Annotated in this window: 21 protein-coding genes; 11 read left to right on the top strand and 10 right to left on the bottom strand. The window is 68.8% G+C overall.

Annotated features, from left to right (window positions below; translation table 11 throughout):
- Window position 1: 1 nt before the first annotated feature.
- Window positions 2–478, top strand: a complete 477-nt coding sequence (locus tag J2S44_RS13415) for an NUDIX domain-containing protein (RefSeq protein WP_310412850.1) — start codon at window positions 2–4, stop codon at window positions 476–478.
- The gene (locus J2S44_RS13410; RefSeq protein WP_310412846.1) at window positions 471–911 is read left to right on the top strand and encodes a hypothetical protein; all 441 of its coding nucleotides are present in this window, start codon (window positions 471–473) and stop codon (window positions 909–911) included. Before J2S44_RS13415 ends, J2S44_RS13410 begins: the two co-directional genes overlap by 8 nt.
- Here the strand turns inward: J2S44_RS13410 and J2S44_RS13405 are convergent.
- The 3 genes from J2S44_RS13405 to J2S44_RS13395 are packed head-to-tail and all read right to left on the bottom strand — an operon-like array spanning window position 908 to window position 2,236.
- Window positions 908–1,453: an HD domain-containing protein gene (locus J2S44_RS13405; RefSeq protein ID WP_310412843.1), complete on the bottom strand. Its 546-nt coding sequence runs from the start codon at window positions 1,451–1,453 to the stop codon at window positions 908–910. The genes J2S44_RS13410 and J2S44_RS13405 overlap by 4 nt on opposite strands.
- A gap of 4 nt (window positions 1,454–1,457) precedes the next feature.
- Complete coding sequence (locus J2S44_RS13400) at window positions 1,458–1,931, bottom strand: GntR family transcriptional regulator (protein WP_310412840.1); 474 nt, start codon at window positions 1,929–1,931, stop codon at window positions 1,458–1,460.
- 56 nt (window positions 1,932–1,987) lie between these two features.
- On the bottom strand, window positions 1,988–2,236 hold the full coding sequence (locus J2S44_RS13395; RefSeq protein WP_310412837.1) for a hypothetical protein: 249 nt from the start codon (window positions 2,234–2,236) through the stop codon (window positions 1,988–1,990).
- Window positions 2,237–2,370: 134 nt separating this feature from the next.
- On the opposite strand from J2S44_RS13395, the gene J2S44_RS13390 reads away from it, so the two are divergent.
- Window positions 2,371–3,099, top strand: coding sequence for an XRE family transcriptional regulator (locus J2S44_RS13390; RefSeq protein ID WP_310412834.1), 729 nt, complete (start codon window positions 2,371–2,373; stop codon window positions 3,097–3,099).
- Here the strand turns inward: J2S44_RS13390 and J2S44_RS13385 are convergent.
- Entirely contained in the window at window positions 3,096–3,371 is a 276-nt protein-coding gene (locus J2S44_RS13385) for a hypothetical protein (protein WP_310412831.1), read from the bottom strand. The genes J2S44_RS13390 and J2S44_RS13385 overlap by 4 nt on opposite strands.
- Before the next feature lie 99 nt (window positions 3,372–3,470).
- On the opposite strand from J2S44_RS13385, the gene J2S44_RS13380 reads away from it, so the two are divergent.
- From J2S44_RS13380 to J2S44_RS13370, 3 genes are all read left to right on the top strand, one after another.
- On the top strand, window positions 3,471–4,751 hold the full coding sequence (locus J2S44_RS13380; protein WP_310407910.1) for an IS256 family transposase: 1,281 nt from the start codon (window positions 3,471–3,473) through the stop codon (window positions 4,749–4,751).
- 583 nt (window positions 4,752–5,334) lie between these two features.
- Window positions 5,335–6,948 carry an ATP-dependent nuclease gene (locus J2S44_RS13375; RefSeq protein ID WP_310412828.1) on the top strand — a complete coding sequence of 538 codons (1,614 nt, stop codon included), beginning with the start codon at window positions 5,335–5,337 and terminating at the stop codon, window positions 6,946–6,948.
- Window positions 6,949–6,954: 6 nt separating this feature from the next.
- Window positions 6,955–8,685: a UvrD-helicase domain-containing protein gene (locus tag J2S44_RS13370; protein ID WP_310412826.1), complete on the top strand. Its 1,731-nt coding sequence runs from the start codon at window positions 6,955–6,957 to the stop codon at window positions 8,683–8,685.
- A 304-nt stretch (window positions 8,686–8,989) separates the two neighbouring features.
- Here J2S44_RS13370 and J2S44_RS13365 read toward each other — a convergent pair whose 3' ends face one another.
- Window positions 8,990–9,475, bottom strand: a complete 486-nt coding sequence (locus J2S44_RS13365) for a MarR family winged helix-turn-helix transcriptional regulator (RefSeq protein WP_310412823.1) — start codon at window positions 9,473–9,475, stop codon at window positions 8,990–8,992.
- Between the two features lie 77 nt (window positions 9,476–9,552).
- Between J2S44_RS13365 and J2S44_RS13360 the strand changes: the two genes are divergently transcribed.
- Window positions 9,553–10,734: an FAD-dependent monooxygenase gene (locus J2S44_RS13360; RefSeq protein ID WP_310412820.1), complete on the top strand. Its 1,182-nt coding sequence runs from the start codon at window positions 9,553–9,555 to the stop codon at window positions 10,732–10,734.
- Window positions 10,735–10,866: 132 nt separating this feature from the next.
- Window positions 10,867–12,393 carry an amidohydrolase family protein gene (locus tag J2S44_RS13355; RefSeq protein ID WP_310412817.1) on the top strand — a complete coding sequence of 509 codons (1,527 nt, stop codon included), beginning with the start codon at window positions 10,867–10,869 and terminating at the stop codon, window positions 12,391–12,393.
- A 186-nt stretch (window positions 12,394–12,579) separates the two neighbouring features.
- Here the strand turns inward: J2S44_RS13355 and J2S44_RS13350 are convergent, their stop codons facing one another.
- The 3 genes from J2S44_RS13350 to J2S44_RS13340 form a co-directional block, all read right to left on the bottom strand.
- A complete protein-coding gene (locus J2S44_RS13350) occupies window positions 12,580–13,227 on the bottom strand; it encodes a hypothetical protein (RefSeq protein WP_310412814.1) in 648 nt (215 codons plus the stop codon).
- Window positions 13,228–13,237: 10 nt separating this feature from the next.
- A complete protein-coding gene (locus J2S44_RS13345) occupies window positions 13,238–13,618 on the bottom strand; it encodes a hypothetical protein (protein WP_310412811.1) in 381 nt (126 codons plus the stop codon).
- Window positions 13,619–13,964: 346 nt separating this feature from the next.
- Complete coding sequence (locus tag J2S44_RS13340) at window positions 13,965–16,601, bottom strand: ATP-binding protein (protein WP_310412808.1); 2,637 nt, start codon at window positions 16,599–16,601, stop codon at window positions 13,965–13,967.
- Window positions 16,602–16,698: 97 nt separating this feature from the next.
- Here J2S44_RS13340 and J2S44_RS13335 point away from each other — a divergent pair, with 97 nt between their 5' ends.
- Entirely contained in the window at window positions 16,699–17,205 is a 507-nt protein-coding gene (locus tag J2S44_RS13335; RefSeq protein WP_310412804.1) for a GNAT family N-acetyltransferase, read from the top strand.
- Window positions 17,206–17,411: 206 nt separating this feature from the next.
- On the opposite strand, the gene J2S44_RS13330 is transcribed toward J2S44_RS13335, so the two are convergent.
- Together J2S44_RS13330 and J2S44_RS13325 are read right to left on the bottom strand one after the other, a co-directional pair.
- Window positions 17,412–18,029: a class I SAM-dependent methyltransferase gene (locus tag J2S44_RS13330; RefSeq protein ID WP_310412802.1), complete on the bottom strand. Its 618-nt coding sequence runs from the start codon at window positions 18,027–18,029 to the stop codon at window positions 17,412–17,414.
- Window positions 18,030–18,130: 101 nt separating this feature from the next.
- Window positions 18,131–18,730: a class I SAM-dependent methyltransferase gene (locus J2S44_RS13325; RefSeq protein ID WP_310412798.1), complete on the bottom strand. Its 600-nt coding sequence runs from the start codon at window positions 18,728–18,730 to the stop codon at window positions 18,131–18,133.
- 199 nt (window positions 18,731–18,929) lie between these two features.
- Here J2S44_RS13325 and J2S44_RS13320 point away from each other — a divergent pair, with 199 nt between their 5' ends.
- The gene (locus tag J2S44_RS13320; protein ID WP_310412796.1) at window positions 18,930–19,628 is read left to right on the top strand and encodes a DUF6928 family protein; all 699 of its coding nucleotides are present in this window, start codon (window positions 18,930–18,932) and stop codon (window positions 19,626–19,628) included.
- A 204-nt stretch (window positions 19,629–19,832) separates the two neighbouring features.
- On the top strand, window positions 19,833–20,279 hold the full coding sequence (locus tag J2S44_RS13315) for a hypothetical protein (RefSeq protein WP_310412793.1): 447 nt from the start codon (window positions 19,833–19,835) through the stop codon (window positions 20,277–20,279).
- The last annotated feature ends 117 nt before the right edge of the window (window positions 20,280–20,396 follow it).

Genomic DNA, 20,396 nt, shown 5'->3' with positions numbered 1-20,396 from the left:
CGTGGGACGCCGCATCGACTACTTCGACGACCCTTCGGCCCCGAAAGCCAACAGCATCGTCCCGTCCGCCAACGTCGTCGTGACCGACGACCAGGGCCGGATCCTCCTGATCCACCGCACGGACAATGACAACTGGGCGGTGCCGGGCGGCGCGATGGATCTGGGGGAGTCGCTGCCGGATACGGCGGTGCGCGAGACGTTCGAGGAGACCGGGATCCACGTCGAGGTCACCGGACTCGTCGGCATCTACACGGACCCACGCCACGTCATCCTCTACACCAGCAACGGCGAGGCGCGGCAGGAATTCTCGGTCGTCTTCACCGCGCGTCCGATCGGCGGCGAACCGAAGACCAGCGACGAGTCACGCGAGGTCCGCTGGATGGCGCCGGCGGACATCCCGGACCTCACCATGGACCGGTCCATGCGTACCCGGATCATGCACTACTTGTCCGGAGACGGGGTGCCGCACCTTGGATAGCGAGTGGCTGGGCGTCGGCGCCGACGCCTTCTCCGCCATCGGTACGGTCGGCGCGTTCATCGTCGGGTTCGTGCTGTTCCGCCGTGAGCATCGGCGCGAGGCCGGCCGGGCCGAGGACGACCGCCGTGCGCAGGCGGCGAAGATCAGCGCGTGGGTGGAGCTGATCGTGAAGGCGGATGGTGCACGGGAACTCGCTTTCCACATCCACAACGCCAGCGACATGCCCATATACGACGTGGAGCTGCCGCTTCCCGAGGGCAACGACGTGGAGTTCGTCGGCCTGGTGCCGCCGGGCCAGACCATTCGGCGGCCGGCCCCGGCGGACTGGCTGCGTAGCTACGTCGATCCAGAACCGGTGCAGATCGAGTTCTTGGACAGCTCCGGGCGCCGGTGGACTCGGGACGAGCAGGGAACGCTCGCGCAGAAGGCCTAGCGGTCGTGCAGCCGTAGCGTGCTCTCGACGGCTTGGATGATGCGCGGCGCGGCTTCCGCGATGGAGTCGTGAACCGTACTGCCCGGCTCGTACCGAACCAGGATCTCGTCCAGGCGTTTGTGGACCTCGGTGGGCTCACCGTCCGGGCTGGTGGTCATGTCGCAGTAGGTGAGGGCGTCCGTCACCGGTGCGTCGAGGTAGGGGAACTCTGCCTCAAGCTGTTCGTGGAGACCGCGGTTACGCGCCTCGATCGCCGCGCAGGAATGATGCGCGACCAGCCGGCAGATCCGCTCATCGGCACCGGCCACGTCGCGGAGGTAACGGGCGCCGTCAAGAGCGTGCGAGCCGCTGTCGACGAGCGAGGGCGCATAGCCGATGTCGTGCAACCAGGCAGCACAGATCAGGGTGTCGCCGTCGTCGCCCAGCAGGTGCGCGATCGTCTCAGACTTGCGGCCGACGCCCTGGCTATGGTTCCAGCGGCGGGGCAGGACGTCGGCCAGCAACTGTTCCGAAAGTTCACGTGCCCACCCCGCTGCATCCATCGCCTCAGGCTAATGGCGGATCTCCGTCCGACCGAGAGTTCCGGACGAACCATCCCTTGCCCCGTCTCGCCTCGACGAGTCCGGCACCTTCCAGCGAGGCGAGCGCATGGCGGACAGTGCCGCGCGCGACGCTGTACTCGGTGGTGAGCGTCGACTCGCTGGGAAGGGCCTGACCTGGGCGCAGCGTCCCGCCCGTGATTTGTGCACTGAGGTCGCGTGCGATGCGGCGATGCTCCGGCATCCCGTGCTCTCCGCCACCCGCGAGTCGCCGCCGGCCGGATGCGAAGGTGAGGATGCCTTCCTCCGTAAGCAGAGACAGCGCTCGCCGTACCGTGTTGCGGGCTACGCCGTACTCGGCGGACAGCGCGCTCTCGGCCGGAAACGGCTGCTCCGGCGAGAACTCGCCGGCCGCGATCCGTCCTCTCAACGCGTCCGCGATCTGCCGGTACGCACCCCAGGCGGTCGATCTCTGCGCCACGGTCCTCCCTCGGCAACGGTCTGCGCCGAGGGTATGCGACGAGCGGCGTGCCAGCTTCAGCCGGCCGTGTCGTCCCCAGCCGGCTGAACTCGTGCGAGGAGGTCGCACAGGCGGGCTGCGGTATCGATCGAGATCCGGCCCACCCGCACCGGCGGCCCGTAGCCGAGCGTCATGATCGCGGCGAGATCCGGGAAGTCCCGGCCGACGTCGAAGCCTGCCTCTTCAAGTGAGGTGGCGAGCCGATCCGTCGCCTGCGCCGCCGCTTCCTTCGACGGATCCGCACTCCATTTGTACTGGTCACTCATCCCGTTCTCCCTGCCGTCGATCTCGTGTTAAGCCGAGCCTTCCGCCGGTGCCCCGAAAGCCGTACCTCAGCGTGAGGGACGTCTTGGGACTTCTTGGCCTAGGATTCAGGTCAGTCGACGTAAGGGGGCCTGGAATGAGGCATCCGCTCGCCCGCGCGCTCCACGGCATCGGCATGGACATGACCGATGTGGCCGCGCGCCTGGAGGTCGATCCCAAGACCGTCGCCCGCTGGATCGACGGCCGCGTGCCCTATCCCCGGCACCGCGCGGCCCTCGTCCGTCTGACCGGCTGGACCGAACGGGACCTGTGGCCCGCCGCCGCGCCACCGGAGCCCACGGACGTCGCTTCCGAGGTACGGGTTACCTACCCGCACCGCTCATCCGTTCCGGCTGACGTCTGGCACCGCTTCTTCACTCGCGCTGATGCAGAGATTGGGGTGCTTGCCTACAGTGCCCTCTTTCTCGCCGAAGACGCCGCCGTGCTCGCCCTCCTACGGAAGAAGGCCGAAGCCGGCACCCGCGTCCGCCTCCTCCTGGGCGACCCGGACGGCATATTCGTCGCCGCCCGCGGTGCGGAGGAAGGCGTCGGAGACCTGATGACGGCCCGCATCCACAACGCCCTCCTCCTCTTCCGCCACCGAACAACCTTCAACCCCGTCGACATCCGACTGCATGACACAACGCTCTACGCCTCGATTTTCCGCGCCGACGACGAGCTGATGATCAACCCGCACGTCTACGGCAAGCCGGCCTCCCACGCCGCCGTCCTCCACCTCCGACGACGCCCGAGCGGAGAGGGAATGGCGCAGACCTACCTCGAATCCTTCGAACGCATCTGGCGAGAGGCCCGCCGTCTTACCTAGCCGGCCTTCACCGACTCCGCCCGATCCGTTCTCCTCCTGCGCTGATCCAGCCCACCGTTGTCGCTGGCCTGATCCGCGTACCGACTCTGCAACTCCAGCAGCTCATCGAAGACCTCCGCCATCCTCCGCACCTGCTCCGGCATCAGCGCATACTGCGCCTCCTCCCCGTCCTGCCGCATCGTCAACACCAACAGCGGAAACCCATCGTCCTCGTCCGCCTGAACCCGCCGCACCTTCACCGCGACGAAGTCCTCCTCTTTGCTTGCGTACACGGAGGTCGACGGGACTGTGCCACGAGGGGTGTTTCCGGCCCGACACGCCGGGCTGAAGTCCTGGCGGGATGGGCACCGTGAGTGATGACATCGAACGTTGTGAGTCCACGGAAGAAGATCGAGGGTGACGGGCGGCAGCTGTCGCCGGAGCAGGCCGCTGCGGCGGCGATGGTGGCCGAGGCGAAGGCGCGCGGGCTGGAACTGACCGGTCCGAACGGCCTGTTGAAGCTGTTCACCAAGAATGTCCTCGAGACCGCGTTGAACGAGGAGATGACTGAACACCTCGGTCATGCGAAGAACCAGGCATCGCCGGAGCGTGAGTCGACAAATGTGCGCAACGGCAGCCGCGGCAAGACGGTGATCTCGGATGCGGCCGGTGAGGTGCGTATCGACGTGCCGCGAGATCGGGAAGGGACGTTCGAGCCGCAGATCGTGAAGAAACGGCAACGGCGCCTGACCGAGGTCGACGAGATCGTGTTGTCGTTGTATGCGAAGGGAATGACGACCGGGGAGATCTCCGCGCATTTTGCGGAGATCTACGGTGCGTCGGTGTCGAAAGAGACGATCTCGCGGATCACCGATAAAGTCGTGGCGGAGATGACGGAATGGTCGACCCGGCCACTCGATGCCGTTTACGTGGCCGTGTTCATCGACGCCATCGTCGTCAAGGTCCGTGACGGCCAGGTCGCCAACCGGCCGGTCTACGCGGCCATCGGGGTCACCGTGGACGGCCACAAAGACGTCCTGGGGTTGTGGTCCGGCTCCGGTGGCGAGGGCGCCAAGTTCTGGATGAGTGTCCTGGTGGATCTGAAGAACCGTGGCGTGCGGGATGTGTTCTTCGTCGTCTGCGACGGGCTGAAAGGGCTGCCGGACACCGTCGAGGCGGTGTGGCCGCAAGCGATCGTCCAGACCTGCATCATTCATCTGATCCGGAACACTTTTCGTCTGACCTCCCGGGCGGATGCCGACGCGATCAAACGCGACATCAAACCGATTTACACGGCGGTCAACGCCGACGCCGCGCTCGCCGCTCTGGACGACCTCGAGGAGAAATGGGGGAGTAAATACCGGGCGATGATCCGGTTGTGGCGTAACGCGTGGGATGAGTTCATCCCGTTCCTCGATTACGACGTCGAGATCAGGAAGGTGATCTGTTCGACGAACGCGATCGAATCATTGAACGCCCGCTACCGTCGTGCTGTTCGCGCACGCGGGCATTTCCCCAGCGAGCAGGCCGCGTTGAAATGCCTGTATCTTGTGACCCGCAGCCTGGACCCGACCGGGGCCGGCCGCGCACGATGGACGATCCGCTGGAAGCCCGTGCTGAACGCCTTCGCCATCACCTTCGGTGACCGCTGGCCGGCCGCCGAAACCTACTGACCGAAGAGCCGGAAACACCGATCTTGGTACGGACCCAGGTCGACTCATGCACCTCCTCGGAGGGCTCGGTCTGGGAACACCAAGAGGGATGTTGGCTGGTCACGACGATCCTCCTCGTCGGTTGATGGCTTTATCTGCCACAAGGGTTGTGAGGGCGATAGCCTGTGTGGCTTACGTAGGCGACCGTTGGTCCACCCACCTTCAGGAGCCTTGCGACGTACTAAGCCTGGCGCCGACATTTCCGCAGGGGATCCACGCGGGCCGAGACGTCTCGTGACGTGCTCGCGTCCTAGTGAGGTCGGCGAGAAGGGCCACACCGCCTTGGCATCGGGGCGAAGCCAGCGACAGACGGAGGAAGAGAATCTCATTTTTGCGGTGGTGTGCACCGATCTTCACAGAAGGTGCATATTTTAGCTGTTTCCCTATCGCAAGCTTCGGGCCTCCACTAGCTTTGACCGGATTTAGCGACTCTCAGACGAACGTCCTCTTAGGATCGCCGAGGATAGTGGTCGTTAGTACGATTGGGTGATGACGTGAAGATCTGGATTGGATATTGTCTCCGCGTGGGGGGTGGATGATCCCAATGCGTTTGCGGCATGTGCATATTGAGAACTACTCGCGCTTACCTGCGATCGATCTGGAAATCCGGCGCCATGCTGTCATTGTTGGAAGGAATGATGCCGGCAAGACTTCAATCCTGCGGTGTTTAAACTATCTTCTTGGTTCCACGATGAGCCAGCTATACGGCGGCATGAAAATCTCCGATCTCGCGGACCCTATTCGTGCGTTCGTTGTCAGGGCCAGATTGTGTGATTTTGCGGATGAAGAACGTGCCCTCTTTCCTGATGAGATTTCTATTGACATGGCCGGCGAGGCGTCGCTTCTAATAGAGTTGCGCGCCGAAATCCTCGCCGGCGAGGACGTACTTTCTATTCGGCGATATTTTCCGGAGTCCGGTCACGCTAGGCAGCCTACGCGCGATCAGTTGAACGCGATCGGGTGGCGTTATCTGCCCGCGGCTAGGAATGGCGGCAAGGATATCCTCGATGGTCGAGATGGTGCGCTTAAAACGCTCTTGGGTGGTGTAGACCTTACTGATGAGCTCGATCATCTTAGTGAAGCAATCTTCGAATTCGATAGCGTCTTATCTTCTTCGCCTGCCTTGGAGCAATTGAGGAGGCTTCTGGCACAACAATTGAATGAGGCCCTCCCAGACGGCCTTGTAGATTCCGACCTGGAGATTCGGTCCGTCGTTTCGGCTGGCGATCTATTGCGAGCGGTCGCGTTCTATGTCAAAGATGGCGTGCATTCCCGTTTGATCACCGAGCAATCTGACGGTTTGAATGCCCTTATCGCGATGGCTTGCTTTGATTTAGCTATGGCGGGCGCGAACGTTGTGGCGATTGATGAGCCGGAGACTCACCTCCATCCGGCAAGTCAGCGCGCTCTAGCTTCGCTACTGGCGAAGGGCGGCAATCAAAAAGTTATCGCCACGCACTCGCCCGCGATCGTGCAGCGATTCGATCCGGACGACGTTATTGCCTTTTCTCCGGGTAAGGAATGTCGGCAACTTGCATTAGGCATGGTTTCGGCCTATGACAAAACGATGGCGCATTGGTGGACTAGTTCGCGTCTGGAGCCTCTAACTGCAAAGACGCTCGTCCTTGTGGAGGGTGTAGCTGATCGGGTAATTTTGGAAGCTGCTTTTGAGGCAGTGCATTTCAATGCTGACGGTGCCGGGGTGTCAATTGTTGAACTCGGCGGGGCCGAGAGTTTCAGCGCAGTTTATCGCCTTTTTGGCCCTCAAGGTTTTGGAATCGGTATCACGGGTCTAGTTGACGAAGATCATGAGGAGAACTGGGCGTCGGTGATGGGGGTCGACGTCTCATTGCTTCCAGATCTAGGGATTATGGTTGCCCGTGCGGATCTCGAACATGAATATGTGGATGCTCTTGGTCCGTCGATTGTTGTGCAGAAGCTGATTGATGCTGGAGTGCTGTTGCCTGACAAGCTGATGAGAGATGTGGGTGCGATGGACGTCGCTTCCGTCAGTTCGCAGGGCATTCGAGGTTTTTGCGGGAAAAGTAAGAGGAAAGTGTATTCCGCACTTGCGGTGGCGCCGTTAATCGAAGAAAGACACGTTTCGATAATGCGGGGAGTTCGTGACTTGATTGGCTTCCTGATGAAGGGGCGGTAGCTTCGCATGCCTGCGTATCCTCCCGAGAAAGAAGCGCTTCTTGAAATCGGTAAAAGAAATGTAGTAATAGTTGCACCTCCGGGTTGTGGAAAAACAGAGGCTCTAGCGCTTCGCGCTAAAGGGCTGATTCAATCTGGCGAGGTTAGGGCGCCGCAGCGAATTCTGGCGTTGACTTTCTCAAATCGGGCGCGCGACAACCTTAATGCAAGACTCCGCATCACTCTAGGTGATGCGCTCTATCTCCGTTGCATGACGGTTTCGAACTTTCACGGGTTTGCTGCCCGAGTTTATAGAGCGCATGCTGCAACTATCGGACTTTCTCCGGAGTCCGTAATGCCGGAAAAGGGTTGGCTTGGTTCGGCACTGCAATCCCTTGGGGCGAATTCTAAGATGGCTCGCCAGGCCGAATCGATCATCCGGGAAGTCAAGCTGAAGCCCTTTTCTGATGAACAGGTGCTTGAAAGTCTGGCGTCTATGGGCGCCGACTATGCCCTTCAGGTAGAGCGTCTTCGTATATCTGAAGATCGGTTGGACTTTCCGGACTTGTTGCGTCACTGTCAGCGCATCTTAGCGGTCGAAGCGGTGTCTGCTCTGTATAGAGGGCATTTCGGGGGAGTTCTCGTTGATGAGTTCCAGGACCTAACTGAGCAGCAGCTCGATATAGTGATGGCTCTAGGTGGAGATAATATGACGCTTGCGGGCGACCCGGCGCAAGCTATCTACTCCTTCGCGGGCGCTGACGTTGAGGCCGTATCGCGGCGCATTGCAGAGTTGTCAGACGTGAAAAGAGTCGAATTTACTCAATCATATCGTTCATCGCCTCACGTTTTGAAGGTCGTTAATGCCATTGGTGGGCCATTGGGAGTGCCTTCACTCTCTTCGGTGGAGCCGGAAAAATGGTTCAACGGTGGCGTCGTGTCATGCAGAAAATTTGTAGGTGAGGCGGAGGAGGCGGATTATGTATTCGACCTTTGTTCGGCTCTTATGGTGAAGGACCCGAAATTAAGTATTGGAGTCATCTCCAGGGTTAACTACCGCAGAGGTACTGTAGATAACCGCTTCCGATCAACGGATCTGTTCCCGGTTCGATTGTGGGAAAATCCGGCTTACAGCCCGGAGGTTATCAAGATTTTGCGAAGAGAAGTGCAGAAGATATCGTTGGCTGGCGGGCTGGACGAGGCGTCGAAGTGGGACTTGCTGGAGTCGGGCTGTTTGGCGGCTGTTGAGCCAACTGACGTAGATCTATTGGCGGATATGCAGCAGGCTCTCGAGTTCCTATCCGGCGAGATCGCGGGCGGCATCACGTTGGAGGCATCCGTCTTGGGGTTGCGTGTGTCCGAAAACGAACTGGCACCCATCGGCCCTGGGGCTCATCTGTTGAATGCGCATGTAGGAAAAGGGCAGCAGTTCGATTGGGTTTGCGTTGTCGGTGTCGAGGAAGGATTAATTCCGGACTTTAGGGCGAAAGATGCTAAGAGTATTGCGGAGGAGCGTCGTACCCTTTTAGTTATGGCATCCCGCGCCAAGTATGGAATTCTCGCCACTTCGGTTTCACATGTGAATGGCTTGTATGGTCCTCGGATGGTAACCGTATCTCGATGGTGGGAAATTCTGGAAGGTGCTTCGACTTCTCAGTATGCGAATCCCCGCGATTTAGCCAACGTTATGACTCCGAATAAAGAAGCGGATGCAGTGGAATCGCCTGCCGATGTGGCAGTTAACCCCACCTCGGGCTGACGTCTGGACGAACCGTCACTCGTGAGGGCCCTGTGACACCGAGTGCGCCTTCGGGTTGGAGTAGGCGGACAGCACCTCCACGGCCTACGGCCCCCCTGTTCGCGGAAAGCGCGAACCGGGGGGCCGTTTCGTATTCCGCTCCGGGGGCCGAGCCCCCGGACGCCCCGCGGTGCGGTGGTTGCGCTTGGTGGGTGCGTGCGGTTGGGCGCGGTGTGGTTGGGCGCGGTGTGGTGGTTGCGCTTGGTGGGTGCGGTTGGGTGGGTGCGTGCGGTAGTGGGGCTGGGTGGCAGTGTGGCTGGGCTTGTTACTCGTCGTTGAGGGTGTGTAGGCGGGTGGTGAGGTCGGTGGCGAAGCGTTCGAGGAGGCGGCCGAAGGTGCGGCGGTCCTCGGGGGACCAGTCGGCGAGGACGTCGCCGAGCAGGCCCAGCACGGTGCGCATGTAGCGGTCGACGGCGGCGGTGCCGGCCGGGGTCAGCTCGACCAGGCGGGCACGCTGGTCGAGGGGGTCGACGATGCGCCGGGCCAGGCCGCGCCGCTCCAGCTCGTGCACCTGGCGGGTGATGTGCGGGCCGACCACCTGCATCCGCTTGGCGATCTCGCCGACGCGCAGTGGGCCGCCTCCCATGTGCAGCGTGACCAGCACCGATATCGCAGGGCGGTCCAGGTCGGGGCCGGCGCTCTCGGTGGCGCGCTCGATGAGGCGGCTCCGGGTCATCACCGTGCCGAGCTGGCTCAGGCGGGGCAGCACGGCCAGCAGATCGAACTCGCCGGTGTCGGTCGTCTCGCTCATCACCCTCGTTTCGATACCTAAGTTAGGTATATGGTTCTGGAATTAGATACCTGAGGTAGCTAACTGGGAGGCAGGTCATGAGCAGAGTACTCATCTCCGGCGCGAGTATCGCCGGTCCCGCGCTGGCGTACTGGCTGCGGCGATACGGCTTCGACGTGATGGTGGTGGAGAAGGCGGGCGCGGTCCGCGGCGGCGGCTATCCGATCGACATCCGGGGAACCGCGCTCGAGGTCGTGCACCGGATGGGCATCCTGCCGGAGCTGCGGAAGGCCCACGTCGACACGCGGCGGCTCACGTTCCTGAACCCGGACGGCAGCGTGATCAACTCCGTCCGGCCGGATGCCGTCGTCCGCGGCGTCGAAGGCCGGGACATCGAGGTGCGGCGCGGTGACCTCACCGAGATCCTGTACGCCGCGGTCCGCGACGACGTGGAGTTCCGGTTCGGCGACGGCATCGCGTCGTTGGACCAACGCCCCGACGGCGTCGACGTGACCTTCCGCAGCGGGCTGCAGCGCACGTTCGAGCTCGTCATCGGCGCGGACGGCCTCCACTCGAACACCCGGCGCCTGGCCTTCGGGCCGGAGGCGCGGTTCCACCGGTACCTCGGCCACTGCTTCGCCGGTTTCACCATGCCCAACGAGCACGGCCTCTCGCACGAGGGCATCGCCTGGAGCCGCCCGGGACGCGGCGCGGCCCTCTACGCGGCCGGCGCCGGCGAGCACGTGCACGGCTTCCTCACCTTCGACCGGGCGGAACCGCCGCTGGACGCCTTCCGCGACCCCGACGCGCAACGCGACCTCGTCGCCTCGGTCTTCGCCGGCGACGGGTGGGAGATCCCCCGGATGGTGGCCGCGATGCGCGCGGCCGACGATCTGTTCTTCGACGTGATCAGTCAGATCCGCATGCCCCGATGGTCGGCCGGCCGGGTCGCGCTGGTCGGCGACGCCGCGTACGCCCCGTCGTTCCTGACCGGCCAGGGGACCAGCCTGGGTCTGGTCGGCGCGTACATGCTGGCCGGTGCCCTGGCCGCCGAGGCGGACCACGAGAGCGCGTTCGCGGCCTTCGAGAACGGCACCCGGCCGTTCGTCGAGCTGAACCAGAACCTCGTCGGCGAGGGCGACTCGACCCTCTTCCCGCCCACCGAGGAGGCCCTGGCGAAGCGCAACGAGATGCTGCGCGGCCTCGACGCCGTGCCGCCCACCGAGGGGCGGCCCGAGCACTCGGCGCTCACGCTCCCGGCGTTCGAGCGACGACGGTAGGCGGTCCGGACGTCGCCACGACCGGCCGGTGACGCCGGTCGCATGCGGACGCTGACGCCGGGACTTGCCCCTGACGTCAGCGTCAGCTTCTAGGGTCGTCCGTGTTCGCCTGTCCACGGATGGAGATGTGTGATGGCAAAGGGCTTTTCGCGACGGCGCGTGCTCGGCGCGGGCATGGGGATCGGGGCGGGAATCACGCTCGGTGGTCTGCCGGCGGCGCACGCGTCGGGCGGCACCGGGCCGTCGGTGGCGATCGTCGGGGCCACGGTGATCGACGGGACCGGGGCACGCCCGCGGCGTGACATGACGGTGGTGGTGCGGGGTGGACGCATCGCCGACGTCGGGGCCGCGCGGGACGTGCGGGTGCCGGGGGACGCGGAGGTGGTGGACGGGCGCGGGAAGTTCGTGGTGCCCGGGTTCATCGACTCGCACGTGCACGGGAGCGGACAGGAACAGATCGACCTGCCGTTGTTCCTCGCCAACGGCGTGACCACGGTCCGCGACATGAACGGGCAGGCGCCGCTGTACGACTGGCGGGACCGGATCGCGGCGGGCACGCTGTCCGGGCCGCGGTTCCGGGTGGCCAGCAGCATCATCGACGGGAACCCGTCGCTGCTCGCCGGGCTCGGAGCGCCGTACGTCGAGGTGGCGGACGCGGCCGAGGCCAGGGCGGCGGTGCGGGCGGCGGTGGCCGGGGGAGCCGACTTCATCAAGGTGTACGTGCGGCTGACCCCGGCCGCCTACCACGCGATCGCGGACGAGTGCCGCCGGCTGGGCGTCACGTTCGTCGGGCACACGCCGGACGCGGTTCCGCTGACCGAGGCGAGTGCGGCCGGGCAGCGCAGCTTCGAGCACGTCTACACGAACTGGTTCGCCACGTCGAGCCGGGAGGCGGAGATCCGCCACCGGCTCGCGCGGATCACGGTCGGCGCGGGCGAGTTCAACAGCTGGTTCAACCAGACGCATCCGCTGGAGGTGCTGGCGGCGCGCAGCTTCGACCCGGCGCGGGCCCGGACGGTCTTCGCCCGGCTCGCGGCCGACGGCGCGCACCAGGTACCCACGCTGACCCACCATCGGGTGTTCGACCTGCCGGAGTCCGTGGCGCTGCACGAGGACCGGCTGCGGTACCTGCCGGCCGCCACCCGGGCGGGCTGGCAGGCGCAGCTGGAGCAGGTCTTCCTGGCCGGCCGGACGCCGCAGGACGTGGTGGAGCACCGGGAGCTGTTCGGGGCCCGGGTGCGCTGGATCGACGCCGCGCACCGGGCCGGCGTGCCGGTGCTCGCCGGCACCGACACCGGGACCGCCTACGTCTACCCGGGATTCAGCCTGCACGACGAGCTGGCGAACCTCGTCGAGGCCAGCTTCAGCCCGATGCGGGCCCTGCAGGCGGCGACGAGCGCACCCGCCCGGTTCCTCGGGCTGCACGACGTGGGCGTCGTGCGGCGCGCCGCGGTCGCGGACCTCGCCGTGCTCGACGCCGACCCGCTCGCCGACATCCGTAACACCCGGCGCGTGCACGCCGTGGTGGTGCGCGGCGAGCTGATCAGCGCGGAGCGGCGGGAACGCATGCTCCGCGACGTCGAGGCGGCCGCGGCGTCCGGGGTGCTGCCCGCGCGCCTGGCCGGCTGCGCGTGTACCCCGGTGCTGCCGGCGGCCTGACCGGGCCCGCGGAACAGCGGCCCGGTCAGGCCGCGATCGACGGGGCGGCCCGGCCGACATACCCGGCCCGCCGCACTTCGCGGCGGGCCGGTCCCGCACCGCGGTGCCGGGCGGTCCCGCACCGCGGTGCCGGGCGGTCCCGCACCGCGGTGCCGGGCGGTCCCGCACCGCGGCGCCGTGTGGTGGTCAGATGCGCGGCATGACGGTGGTGGCGATGGTTTTCGCGTCGGCCAGGTTCGCACCGTCCGAGCCGCCGCGGGAGTAGACGTCGATCTGGACGGTGCCGTAGAGGACGAACAGGTGGCCGGAGAGCCAGAAGGCGTCCTCGCCGACGCCGTCGACCGGTTCGGCGCCGTCGATCGCGAGCTGGAAGTCGGCGGCGGTGGTCCGGCTGAGGAAGATCGCGAGCTGGCCGCTGTTCTGCTGCCACTGGCAGTAGCGGGTGGTGTCGCCGGCCGGCACGCCGTCCTCGTCGATCTGGGTGATGTCGCGGCCGGTGAGCGCGGTGACCTCGGCCTCGGAGAGCAGCGTGCACGGGTCCGGGATGGCGCCGGCGTCCTTCACCGAGCCGAGCCCGCTGTCGGCACCGGCCGCCCGGGAATCCGCCGCCGGCGAGGAACCCGCCTGCGCGGAACCGGCCGGGTTCGCGGAGCCAGCGCCCCCGGCGACCGGGCCTGCACCGGCCGGATCCGGCGCCGTGGCGGCGGGCGCACCGCCGCCACCACCACCACCACCGGCACCGGCCCCGGACGACGGGATGACGCCGCAGCCGGTGACGACGGTGGACAGTGCGGCGAGGACGAGCACGGCGGGCAGAACGAGTCGTGACTGCACGGGATTCTCCCTACGAGTTGCTGCCGAGGCCCTTGTCGAGCACCGTGGCGGAGGCGGTCACGGTCGCGGAGTCCATCGGCCCGCCGCCGACCGTGTAGAGCGCGTACGTGTGCGTCTCCGTGCTGCCGACCTCGCCGGAGCAGGAGAAGAGGAATTCCAGGGAACCTTCGGTACCGACCGGGCCGTACGTGCCGGGCGTGTGCGTCGGGTCGTCGACGGACAGCGCGCCGCCGGCCGCACCGCTGATCTTCCATTCGATGACGAGCGGGACCGGCTCCGCGCGGAACACGGCGGTCCCCTCCGCACACCTGGGCTGCCGGGCGATCCGCAGGAACTCGACCCGCGCCCCCGCCACGGACGACGACGCCCCCGCACCCGCCGGCCCGGGCACCGGCGGCACTGCAGCCGGCGGCACTGCAGCCGGCGGTTGGGGAACCGGCGGCACGGCGACCGGCGGCACCGAGACGGACGACGGCACGGACCCGGCACCGGACGTGGACCCGGGCGGACCGGAGGAGGAAACGGTCGGGGGAGCGACCGACACCGCGGTGGGAGCCGCCGCGCCGCCCGGGGAGACCGTGCACCCCGGCAACGCCACCACACCTACCACCAGAAGCACAGCTGACCTGGCAGATCGCATCACACCAGCAAGGGTCGGCGACCCCGCCAAAGAATCACCAAACACGCCGGTACGCCGACCGCCGCACCGCGCGAGCCGCCGCACCGCGCGAGCCGCCTCAGCGCGCGAGCAGCCCCGCCACCGCCGCCGCGAGCGTGGTCGCGGTCGCCTCCCGGTAGACGCGAGCCACCGCCGCCGCGCCGAGCCGGGCCCGCGCCTGCTCCTCCGCCCGCGTACGGTCGGCGATCTCGTCGGGTGTGAAGCTCGGCGCGCCGAGCGCGGAGCGTTCCCGTTCGGCGAGCGCGAGCAGCCGCAGCCCGTCGGCCGGGTCGCCGTCGAGCACGTCGAGCTGCGCCAGGCCCTCGATCGCGTCCAGCTGACCCTCGACGATGCCGAGTTCGGTGTAGACGGCCAGCGAGTCGCGCATGGCGGTGCGTGCGGCGGCGTGCCGGCCGCGCCGCCGCGCGGTGGTGGACAGGTTGGACAGCGCGGCGGCCTCACCCCGGCGGTCGTGCAGGTCACGGAAGCCGGTGAGAGCGCGCGTGAACAGCTCCTCCGCCTCGTCCAGCCGGCCCAGGCAGCGCAGCGTGCCCGCGGTGTTGTTGGACGCGGCCGCGACCATCCGCGCGTCGGACCGCTCCTCCGCGATGCGCAGCGCCTCGTAGCCGAACTCCAGCGACGCCGGGTAGTCCTCCTGCGCCTGCGCGGTGATCAGCAGGTTGTTCAACGCCGCGACCAGGCCCGGCCGGCCCGCGTCGCCGAGTGACCGGAGGACGGCCAGACAGTCCTCACCCAGCCGCCGGGCCGCCGTGAGGTCACCGGAGTTGCGGGCGAGCGACGCGGCGGCCCGCAGCGCCGCCGCCCGGGCCGCCGACGGCTCCGGCGGGCTCGCCTCGAGGGCGCGTCCGAGCCGGGCGCGTCCCTCGGCCATCCGTCCGGCGACCCACCAGTACCACCACATCCCGGCCGCGATCCGCAGCCCTTGTGCGGCGTCGCCGTCGCGCAGCGCCCAGTCGATCGCGCCGGTGATCGTGTCGTGATCGGCGGCGATCCCGGCCAGCCACGCGGTGTGCGCGGGCCCGTCGACCGGCGGCGGGGTGGCGAGCCGGTTCTCGCAGAGACCGGCCAGCCGGCGGTACGCGTCCGCGCGCTCGGCCGGGTCGAGGCGCTCCCTGGCGTACTCACGGATGGTTTCGATCAGCCGGTAGCGCCCGTCCCGCCGTTCGACCATGGACCGGTCGACGAGCTGGGTGAGCGGGTCGAGCGCGTCGGTGCCGGCCACCGCGCCGGCGGCGGTCAGGTCGAACCCGCCGCCGAAGACGCCCAGCCGCCGCAGCAGCTCCTGTTGCGGCCGGTCGAGCAGGTCGTACCCCCAGTCGATGGCGGCGCGCATGGTCCGGTGCCGGGCGGCCGGGGCGACGCCGGTGAGCAGGTCGAGCCGCCGGTCGAGACGCGACATGATCTCGGCGAGCGGCAGCGCGCGCAGCCGGGCCGCGGCCAGCTCGATGGCGAGCGGCAGGCCGTCGAGGCGTCGGCAGAGCTCGCCGGCGACCTCGTGTTCCGCCGGGGTCAGCGCGACCCCGCCGCGCGCCGCCGCGACCCGGTCGGCGAGCAGCCGCACGGCGTCCGGCGTGGCGAGCCCGTCCAGCGCGAACACCACCTCACCGTCCAGGCCGAGCCGCTCCCGGCTGGTCGCGACGAGCCGCAGCCCGGGCGCGGCGGCCAGCAGCGCGCCGGCGAGCCCGGCGGTGGCCGGCCGCACGTGCTCGCAGTTGTCCAGGATCAGCAGCGTGCGCCCGGTCAGCCGGCGGGTGATCGTGTCCAGCAACGGGACGCCCGGCTCCTCGGGCGCGCCGATCGCGGCGGCCAGCCGGGCGTCGAGCGGGCCGTCGCGGTGCTCGGCCAGCTCGACGACGTGCACCGCGTCGTGGTCGGCCGCGACGGAACGGGCCAGCTCCAGGCTGAGCCGGGTCTTGCCGGCGCCGCCCGGACCCGCGACGGTGAGCAGCCGGGCGGTGCCGAGCAGCCCGATCGCCCGGTCGAGTTCGGCGCGGCGGCCGATGAACCGGTTCGGTCGTGCGGGCACGCCCGGGACCGGGGCGTCGAGCGTGGGGTCCTGCCGGCGTACCGCCTCGGCGAGCGCGTCCAGCGCCGGGCTCGGCGTGGTCTCCAGCGCGGCGAGCGCGGCGGCCGTCCGCCGGTGGGCGCGCAGCGCGTCCCCGGCCCGCCCGCAGCGGTACAGCGCGAGGATCAGCTGCCGGACCAGCGGCTCGGTGGTGGGTTCCGCGGCGACCCAGCCGGCCAGCTCGGTCGCGGCCTCGGCGTGCCGGCCGTCCGCGAGCGCGTGCTCCGCCCACCGCCGCCGGGCGTCGAGGCGCAGCTCCGCGAGCCGGGCCGCGTCGGCGGCGACGGCCGGTCCGGCGGGCACGTCGTCGTACGCCTCGCCGTGCCACAGCGCCAGCGCGCCGGTCCGCTCGAACTCGGCCGCGTCCAGCACCGCGCCGGTCAGGTCGAGGCGGTACCCGGCGGACACGGTGCGCAGCCGGTCACCGACGGCCTTGCGCAGCGCGGAGACGTGCATCTGCAGCGTGGCGGTCGCGGTCGGCGGCGCCCCGTCCGGCCACAGCTCGGCCACCAGCCGGTCGACCGTGACCGGTCGGCCGCGCACGGCCAGCAGCACGGCCAGCAGCGCCCGGGGTTTCGGCGCCAGGACGGTCTCGCCGGCCCGGACCGGCCCCAGCACCTGGAATCGCACCGCTCCGAGCGTAGGCGTCCGGTGCACGCCGGGTGAGGTCTCGGCGCGGCGGTGTGAACGACCGGAACGGAATTGACCCGCGGAGGAGAATTCCGGCATGACCGACTGGACGACCCGGCCCGAGACGCCCACCGACATCGCGGCGGTCCGGGCCGTCACGGCCGCCGCGTTCGACACGCCCGCCGAGGCCGACCTGGTCGACGCGCTGCGCCGGGACCCGGCGTGGATCGACGGTCTGTCGATCGTGGCCACGCTGCCGGACGGCACGGTGGCCGGGCATGCGCTGCTGACCCGCTGCCACATCGGCGACGTGCCGGCGCTGTGCCTGGCGCCCTGCTCCGTCGCGCCCGCCCACCAGCGCACCGGCGCCGGGTCCGCCGCGATCCGGGCGGCGCTGGACGCGGCGCGCGCGACGGGCGAGGCGTTCGTGGTCGTGCTCGGCCACCACACCTACTACCCGCGGTTCGGCTTCCGCCGGGCGTCGGAGGCCGGCATCCGCCTGCCGATCGAGGTCCCCGACGAGGCCGCGATGGCGCTCACGCTCGACCCGGCACGGCCGCTGCCGGCGGGAACGGTCCGCTACGCCGCGCCCTTCGGGATCTGACGCCTCCGCACCGCACCGGCGGAGATCCGGGATCCGGTCGATCAGGACCTGACGGTCCCGGTTCGCCGGTGGGCGCGTGCCGCCGCTCCCGCCGGAGACCGGTCGGCCGTGGCCGGCCTCCCTGCCACGTCCGTCGTCGGTCGCGCAGAACCGTGCCGGGGCACGTGGCGGACGTACCCTCGGCGGCGGTTCGGTGGTGTGGTGGGTCAGCTGTGCGGTGCGGCGCCGCGCTGCCGGGGGCGGTGGGCCTCGTAGACGAAGGCCGGCGGGGGGTTGCGCCAGAACGTGCGGCTCTGGGTGACCTCCTCGAACGTGGCGCCGAGCGCGTCCCGGAACCGGCGGGCGCCCGGCATGCGGCTGCCCATGCTGAGCGTGATCGTGGTGAACGCGCCGTGCGGGGCCATCGAGGCGGCGACCGCGGTGAGGATGCCGCGCGCCTGCTCGTCGGAGAAGAGCGTCCACGGCAGCGCGCTGACGACCACGTCGGCCTGGCCGAGACCGCGCTCGGCCAGCAGCGCGGGGAGCCGGCCCGCGTCGGACTCGGCCACGTCGACCGTCGGGTACCGGTCACGGAGCAGGCCGGCGAAGACCGGGTCTATCTCGATCGCGAGGTGGTGGCCCCGGCCGCCGAGCCGGTGCTGGATCCATTCGGTGACGGCGCCGGTCCCGGCACCGAGCTCGACCACCAGCGGGTCGCCGTGCTCGGGTATCGGTGCGGCCATCTGGCGGCTGACCGCGGCGGACGTGGCCGCCGGTGTGCCGACCCGGGCCGGGTTGCGGAGGAAGCGTTGGACAAAGGCCCCGGGGGCGGTGCTCGACTGCATCCCGCAACGCTGCCTCAGAGTCCGCTCAAAGGCCAGTCGAAAGAGTGAATAAATACGCGACGCCGGTGCCGGATGTGCTACAACACCGGCGTCGCGCCTGGTCAGGCCTGGGGGCGCGGACGCCGGGCCTCGTAGACGAACGCCGGCGGCACGTTCGCCCAGATCGCCCGGCTCGGCGCGACCGACTCGAACGTGTCGTTCAGCGCGGCCAGCACTCGGCGCCACGGCGGCATCATCCGCGCGGTCGTGTACGTGATCGTGGTGAACACGCCGTCCGGGCTCATCGACGCGGCGAGCGCGCGGAGTATCCGCCGGGTCTGCTCGTCCGAGAACGTGGTCCACGGCAGCGCGGAGACCACCGCGTCGACCGTGCCGAGGCCGCGGTCGGCCAGCAGCTTCGCCAGGTCGCCGGCGTCCGCGACGGCCACGTCCAGCGTCGGGTAGTTCCGCTGGAGCATCTCCGCGAAGACCGGGTCGATCTCGATCGCCATCAGGTGCCCGCGGCCGTCGAGCCGCCGGAGGATCCACTCGGTGACCGCGCCGTTGCCCGGCCCGAGCTCGACCACGAGCGGGTCACCGGTCGCCGGGATCGGCTCGGCCAGCCGGCGGCTCACCGCCGGCGACGTCGCGGCGATCGCACCCACCTGGGCAGGGTTCTTGAGGAAGCGCCGGATGAAGGCCGCACCGGAGTTCGACTGCATCCCGCCACGCTGACTCGGATCACTGCTCACTCGCCACTCACTAACTGTCGAATCTGCGTGCGTTTCCGTGGTTCCGAAGCAGTCTGAGCGACGCGCCACCGGACTACAAGGGTGCACTGACAGATCGCCGACAGGCCGGACCGGCTTTCCCAGTGCATCATGATCCGGCACCAGAACGGCGCTGAGCAGGGAGAACATGATGGGCGTAAAGACGGCGCTGCTGACTGTCGGGGACGCGGATCTGCGCACGGCACTGCGTGGCGCACCCCGTCCGGTGGACGACGCCGAGGAGACGGTCCGCGGCCTGCTGCCCGAGCGCCACGTGACCCGCGTCGGCGACGGCACCCTGGCCGACCGGCTCTGCCCGCCGGACGACGTCACGTTCGCGACCGCGCTGCGCGGCGCGATCCTGCTCTGCGACCGCCGGTTCGCGCTCGACCGGCCGTCCCGGCTCCCCGCCAACGTGCTCCGCGCCGGCGCGGACCGCCGGATCACGCTGCACACCATGGACGCCGCGGCCGGCCGGTTCGCGTACGGCGTGTGGGAGCACGGCGCGCTGGTGCGGTCGCTGAGCCTGTCCGGCACCCGGGTGCTGGAGGACATCGGCGACCCGTACAGCTTCGAGCTCGGCCCGGCCGCCGACCCGGCCGCCCTCGGCGAGGCGGCGCTGCGCGCCTTCTTCGGCTTCGTGCTGACCGGCCCGGCCCGGCCCGGTGACGTCGACCCGACCGCGGTCCGCGTCCACGGCTTCCAGGTCGAGGACCCGCTCTTCCGCGAGCAGGCCGCCCGCCAGGCCATGCTGGCCCGGGTCAGCGCCGGCGCCTACCGCCGCCCGCTCGCCACCACGACCATCGCCGACACCCTTCGTCCCGCCTCCCTCGCCGACCTGCCCGGCTGACCACCTTCCACGGCCGTCGGCCGACACCCGGGCCAGGGCGCCGCGGCGGACGTCGTGCACGTGTTCGTGGTCGAGGACGCCGCCGGGCGGCGCCGGATGCCGCGGCGGGCAGCGGCACGAGTCGCCGCCCGCCCGGCCGGGTGATCCTGCGGCGTAGGCCGGGCGGGCGGCCGCCGGAATCGTTGGCAGGGCATGCTCATGCGGGTGACGGTGACGCGTTGGTGGCCGGGGACGGTGCTGCTGCTTCTGCTGGCGGCGGGGTGTGCGGACGAGGGTGGGGCGGCACGGGTGCCGGCGAGCGGGGGCGGGTCCTCCGCGGCGGCGCCGCGGTGGGCGGAGCCGGAGAGCTACCGGTTCGTGCTGACCACCGGGTGCACGCGGGGTTTCGTCGACGCGCGCTACGCGGTGCGGGTCGAGGGCGGGCGCGTGGTGTCCGCGTCCGGGCTGAACGACGTGGCGACCGCGCACGCGGACGTTCCCGTGCCGACGCTGGGCGAGCTGGACGTGTGGATGCGCCAGGCGAGCGGGGACGAGCGACGCGAGTGGGACCCGGCGGACGGGCACCCGGTCGCGTTCGGGTTCGAGCCGGACGCGATGGCGATCGACGCGGGCCGCTGCTACGCGGTCTCCGACTACCGGCCCGGGCCGTAACGCCCGGCGACGTGCCGCCCGGTTGGCCGCGGGTCGACACGCGACGTGCCGCCTGGTTTGTCGCAGGCCGCCACGCGACGTGCCGGGCGGAGCCCCGGTGACGGGCCGCGTGGTTTG

This window comes from Catenuloplanes niger (assembly GCF_031458255.1).
Lineage (GTDB): Bacteria > Actinomycetota > Actinomycetes > Mycobacteriales > Micromonosporaceae > Catenuloplanes > Catenuloplanes niger.
This window is presented reverse-complemented; position numbering and strand designations above follow the sequence as displayed.

What these genes read in the sequence shown, in the direction of transcription:
- J2S44_RS13405 (WP_310412843.1), bottom strand. Translation starts at nt 1,453, where the DNA reads ATGGATGCAGCGGGGTGGGCACGTGAACTTTCGGAACAGTTGCTGGCC.
- J2S44_RS13395 (WP_310412837.1), bottom strand. Translation starts at nt 2,236, where the DNA reads ATGAGTGACCAGTACAAATGGAGTGCGGATCCGTCGAAGGAAGCGGCG.
- J2S44_RS13390 (WP_310412834.1), top strand. Translation starts at nt 2,371, where the DNA reads ATGAGGCATCCGCTCGCCCGCGCGCTCCACGGCATCGGCATGGACATG.
- J2S44_RS13375 (WP_310412828.1), top strand. Translation starts at nt 5,335, where the DNA reads ATGCGTTTGCGGCATGTGCATATTGAGAACTACTCGCGCTTACCTGCG.
- J2S44_RS13370 (WP_310412826.1), top strand. Translation starts at nt 6,955, where the DNA reads ATGCCTGCGTATCCTCCCGAGAAAGAAGCGCTTCTTGAAATCGGTAAA.
- J2S44_RS13365 (WP_310412823.1), bottom strand. Translation starts at nt 9,475, where the DNA reads ATGAGCGAGACGACCGACACCGGCGAGTTCGATCTGCTGGCCGTGCTG.
- J2S44_RS13360 (WP_310412820.1), top strand. Translation starts at nt 9,553, where the DNA reads ATGAGCAGAGTACTCATCTCCGGCGCGAGTATCGCCGGTCCCGCGCTG.
- J2S44_RS13355 (WP_310412817.1), top strand. Translation starts at nt 10,867, where the DNA reads ATGGCAAAGGGCTTTTCGCGACGGCGCGTGCTCGGCGCGGGCATGGGG.
- J2S44_RS13335 (WP_310412804.1), top strand. Translation starts at nt 16,699, where the DNA reads ATGACCGACTGGACGACCCGGCCCGAGACGCCCACCGACATCGCGGCG.
- J2S44_RS13330 (WP_310412802.1), bottom strand. Translation starts at nt 18,029, where the DNA reads ATGCAGTCGAGCACCGCCCCCGGGGCCTTTGTCCAACGCTTCCTCCGC.
- J2S44_RS13325 (WP_310412798.1), bottom strand. Translation starts at nt 18,730, where the DNA reads ATGCAGTCGAACTCCGGTGCGGCCTTCATCCGGCGCTTCCTCAAGAAC.
- J2S44_RS13320 (WP_310412796.1), top strand. Translation starts at nt 18,930, where the DNA reads ATGGGCGTAAAGACGGCGCTGCTGACTGTCGGGGACGCGGATCTGCGC.